At 73.2% G+C, this 3,985-nt stretch carries 3 protein-coding genes and 1 pseudogene; 3 read left to right on the top strand and 1 reads right to left on the bottom strand.

The window, feature by feature from the left end; genetic code table 11:
• From Q0195_RS06115 to Q0195_RS06105, 3 genes and pseudogenes are all read left to right on the top strand, one after another.
• Nucleotides 1-524 (top strand): annotated as a pseudogene (locus Q0195_RS06115) (sodium:proline symporter); the annotation flags it as partial.
• 207 nt (nt 525-731) lie between these two features.
• Nucleotides 732-1,829 carry an ABC transporter ATP-binding protein gene (locus Q0195_RS06110; RefSeq protein WP_299275939.1) on the top strand — a complete coding sequence of 366 codons (1,098 nt, stop codon included), beginning with the start codon at nt 732-734 and terminating at the stop codon, nt 1,827-1,829.
• Nucleotides 1,822-2,505: an ABC transporter ATP-binding protein gene (locus Q0195_RS06105; RefSeq protein WP_299275937.1), complete on the top strand. Its 684-nt coding sequence runs from the start codon at nt 1,822-1,824 to the stop codon at nt 2,503-2,505. Before Q0195_RS06110 ends, Q0195_RS06105 begins: the two co-directional genes overlap by 8 nt.
• 297 nt (nt 2,506-2,802) lie before the next feature.
• Here the strand turns inward: Q0195_RS06105 and Q0195_RS06100 are convergent, their stop codons facing one another.
• Entirely contained in the window at nt 2,803-3,870 is a 1,068-nt protein-coding gene (locus Q0195_RS06100; RefSeq protein ID WP_299275934.1) for a hypothetical protein, read from the bottom strand.
• Between the last annotated feature and the right edge of the window lie 115 nt (nt 3,871-3,985).

Below are 3,985 nucleotides of genomic sequence, written 5' to 3'. Positions count from 1 at the left end.
TCGTGTTCGCCGCGGTGCTCGCCGCGATCATGAGCACCGTCTCCAGCCAGCTCATCGTCAGCTCCTCGGCCTTCGTCGAGGACCTCTTCCGGATCTTCAAACGCGACGCCAGCGGCGGGCTGCTGGTCATGCTCGGCCGGGCCACCGTGCTCGCCGTGGCCGTGATCGCCATGCTCATGGCGCTGAACCCGAGCGACACGATCCTCGGGCTGGTCGCCTTCGCCTGGGCCGGCTTCGGGGCCTCCTTCGGCCCGGCCATCCTGCTCAGCCTCTTCTGGCGCCGGCTGACCAACTGGGGCGCGCTGGCCGGCATGGTCACCGGTGCGGTCACCGTGTTCCTGTGGAGCAACTTCGGTCCGGAGGTGTTCGGCGTCACGCTGTACGAGATCGTCCCCGGCTTCGTCGCCAACCTCGTCGTCTCGGTCGTGGTGAGCCGGCTGACCTACTCGGCGGACGACGAGATGGAGCGGGAGTTCACCGAGGCCGTCGGCAACGCCCGTGCCAAGGCCGTCAAGGCTTCCTGACCCGGGCAGCGCTCCTTCCTGACCCCACGACGGCTCTGCCCCGGCGCCGGCCTCGCTGACCGAGGTCTCCCGCCTGGGGCGACCACCTGTGCCGGTCCACGATGAGACGATGGACGGCGGCACATCCACGCCGGCCGCAGGAAGGGGCGGCCGTGGAGGAGCAGGCCTGGAAACCGTCCGCCCGGGAGGACCTCGAAGAAGGCGCGTATGACGACGACAACTGAGCACGCCACCGAGCCCGACATCCTGTGCCACGGCCTGGTCCGCATCTTCTCCACCGAGGGGGTGGAGGTGCAGGCCCTGCAGGGGCTCGACCTGCGGGTGGAGCGGGGTGACGTCGTCGCCATCGTCGGCGCCTCGGGGTCGGGGAAGTCCACCCTCCTCAACATCCTCTCCGGTCTCGACCGGCCCACCGGAGGGACCGCCGTCGTCGCCGGCACGGACATCGGCACCATGAGCCGCGCCGACCGGGTGCGCTACCAGCGCTACACCGTCGGGTTCGTGTGGCAGCAGACCTCCCGCAACCTCCTGCCCTACCTCACCGCGGCGGAGAACATCGCCGTGCCGCTCGTGCTGGCCGGCGCGAAGGCGCGTGCGGAGCGGGTGGACGAGCTGGTCGCGCTGCTCGGCATCGAGCACTGCCGCGACCGCCTGCCCGAGCAGATGAGCGGCGGGGAGCAGCAGCGCACCGCCATAGCCGTGGCGCTGGCCAACTCCCCGCGCGTGCTGCTCGCCGACGAGCCGACCGGCGAGCTCGACGACGCCACCAGCGCCGAGGTGCTCGAGGCGCTGCGCGCAGCGTCGGAGAGCCTCGGGGTGACCGTGCTCATCGTGACCCACGACCCGACCGTCTCCGAGCACGTGCGCCGCACCGTGCAGATCCGCGACGGCCGCACCTCCACCGAGGTGCTGCGCCGCACCGAGCGTGACGACTCCGGCGCCGAGGTCCACGTCGCCGAGGAGTTCGCGGTGCTCGACCGCACCGGCCGCCTCCAGCTGCCCGAGGACTTCGTCACCGCGCTCGACCTGCGCGACCGGGTCCGCCTGGCGCTGGAGACCGACCACGTGGGCGTGTGGCCCGACGGCGTACGCCCGGGCAACAACGGCGTCACATCGACGGCGGGTTCCGGCGCACAGCCTGCGGCAGCCGACGGCTCCGGGCCGGAGCGTCCGGAGGAGCAGCCGTGGTCGGGCCGCCCCAACGGGCGTGACGGCTCCGAGCCTGAGCGTCGGGTGGCGCGGGCGTCGTCGGGCCGTCCCACCCGGCGCGAGCTGCGCAACCGCAAGGAGAGCGACGATGCCTGAGGCACTGCTGACCGCTGACCAGGTGAGCCGCGTCTTCACCACCGGAGCCGGGGACGTCCACGCCCTCACCGACGTCAGCATGGACGTCGCCGCCGGGGAGCTCGTGGTCGTGCGCGGGCCGTCGGGCTCCGGGAAGACGACCCTGCTCAACCTGCTCGGCGGGCTGGACCGGCCGACGAGCGGGCGGGTGCTGCTCGGCGACGGCCGTGAGCTGTCCGCACTGCCGGAGAAGGACGTGCTCGAGGTCCGGCGCACCCAGATCGGCTACGTCTTCCAGTCCTTCGGGCTCATCCCGGTGCTGTCGGCGGCGGAGAACGTCGAGATCCCGCTGCGTCTGCTGGAGGTGGACCCCGCCGAGCGGGAGGAGCGGGTGGCGGCGGCGCTGGAGCTCGTCGGGTTGGCCGGTCACGCCAAGCAGCGGCCCTACGAGCTGTCCGGCGGGCAGCAACAGCGCGTGGGTATCGCCCGGGCGCTCGTCGCCGAGCCGCGCATCCTCATCGCCGACGAGCCCACCGGTCAGCTCGACTCCAAGACCGCCGCGACGATCATGGAGCTCATCCAGGACCTCACTCACGCGCGCGACCTCGCCGCCGTGGTGTCCACCCACGACCCGGTCCTCATGCAGCGCGCCGACCGCGTCGTCGAGCTCCACGACGGCGCCCTGGTCCCCGCCTGACCGCCCCGGTCCCCGCCTGACCGGCCTGGTCCTGTCTGGCCGACCCCGTGCCGCCTGCCGAGGTGCCGCCGTGCCCACGTGCTGGGTCGTCCTTGTCGGTCGTCGTTCGCCCCTGCCGGCGGTCGGGCCTGGGCGACGGGGGTGACTCACGGGAGGGACCTGTGTGACGGCACCCCCGCTACCGCCGCCGTGCCCACGTGCTGGGTCGTCCTTGTCGGTCGTCGTTCGCCCCTGCCGGCGGTCGGGCCTGGGCGACGGGGGTGACTCACGGGAGGGACCTGTGTGACGGCACCCCCGCTACCGCCGCCGTGCCCGGGGCGCGGCGATGCCCAAGAGCGCCGGGACCGGCTCCAGACCGGCGACGAAGCTGGCGGGCAGGCGTTCGCAGAGACGGCGGAACGTCTGCTCGTCGCGGAAGGCGTCGCGTCGGTCGAAGCGCACCATCACCGTGTCCGGCAGAGAACGCAGGTCGTCCTCCCGGCGCTTCTCCGCGATGACCCGCTGAGCAGCCGCCCGCGCCGTGGCGCCGGCGCCCGCCGTGCCGTCGTCGCCGTACTTCTGCTCGCCGTCGTACTCACCGAGGAGCCGCAGCCGGAACGGTCGGCCGTCCGCCATGAGCTCGAAGAGCCAGCACAGGTCGACGTAGTAGGTGCGTCCACGGACCCGGAACCGCGCCTGGAGCACCGGTCTCGGCAGCCCGCGGGACACGGCGACCCACCTGATCACCGACTCGTACGGCGACTCCGAGAACGGGTCGGCGTGCGCGATCACGGCGCGTGCCTGCCGCCTGCCGTGGATCGCGCCGGTCTCCACCATGGCGAGTAGCCGTCCGCGCAGCTCCTCCGCGCCCTGCTCTATGACCTCGCGCCGGGCCTGCCGCGGCCGGAGGAGGAGCCGCATCCCGCTGTCGGCGACGACCAGGGCGTCCCGCGGGTGCATCGACTTGGCGCAGTCGACGACCGTGCGCTCCACGGAGGTGGCCCGCAGCCCGCTCACCTCCGTGACGACGTCCTGCGGCACCACGCCCGTGTGTCGCCTCAGCCCGGGAGACTGGCGGCGCGGTGTGGAGCGCTGCGTCACGTGGACCACCTCGGGCGAGTGGAGCAGCCACAGCCCGTGGAGGAGCGCCGCGGACTCGTGGGTGAAGACCGCCCCGTTGCGGAGCCGACGGCCGACCGCCGCGACGGCTGCTGCCGCTCGGTGCTCCTCCTCGTCCCACCTCGACGCGTCCTCCAGCGGTTCGACGAAGGCGCCGCGCCGCACCGCGACGAGGCCGGCCCTCCGGGCCTCGCGGACCGCGTTCGCGCCCACGTCGGAGCTGAGGAACACCCGTGGCAGAGGCTTGGGCCCGAGCTCGACAGCCATGTCGCCACCCTGGCGGCACGAGGTACGGCGAGCGCCCGGCACCGCGCGCACCGAGGACGAGGGCGGCCGCCGTCTGCCCCGTGGAGCAGTGCCGCCCGCGGTGAGTCGGCCGTGT

Source organism: uncultured Georgenia sp. (assembly GCF_937958535.1).
Lineage (GTDB): Bacteria > Actinomycetota > Actinomycetes > Actinomycetales > Actinomycetaceae > Oceanitalea.
Note: the sequence above shows the minus strand (reverse complement) of the source record. Positions and strands in the feature narration are given on the sequence as shown.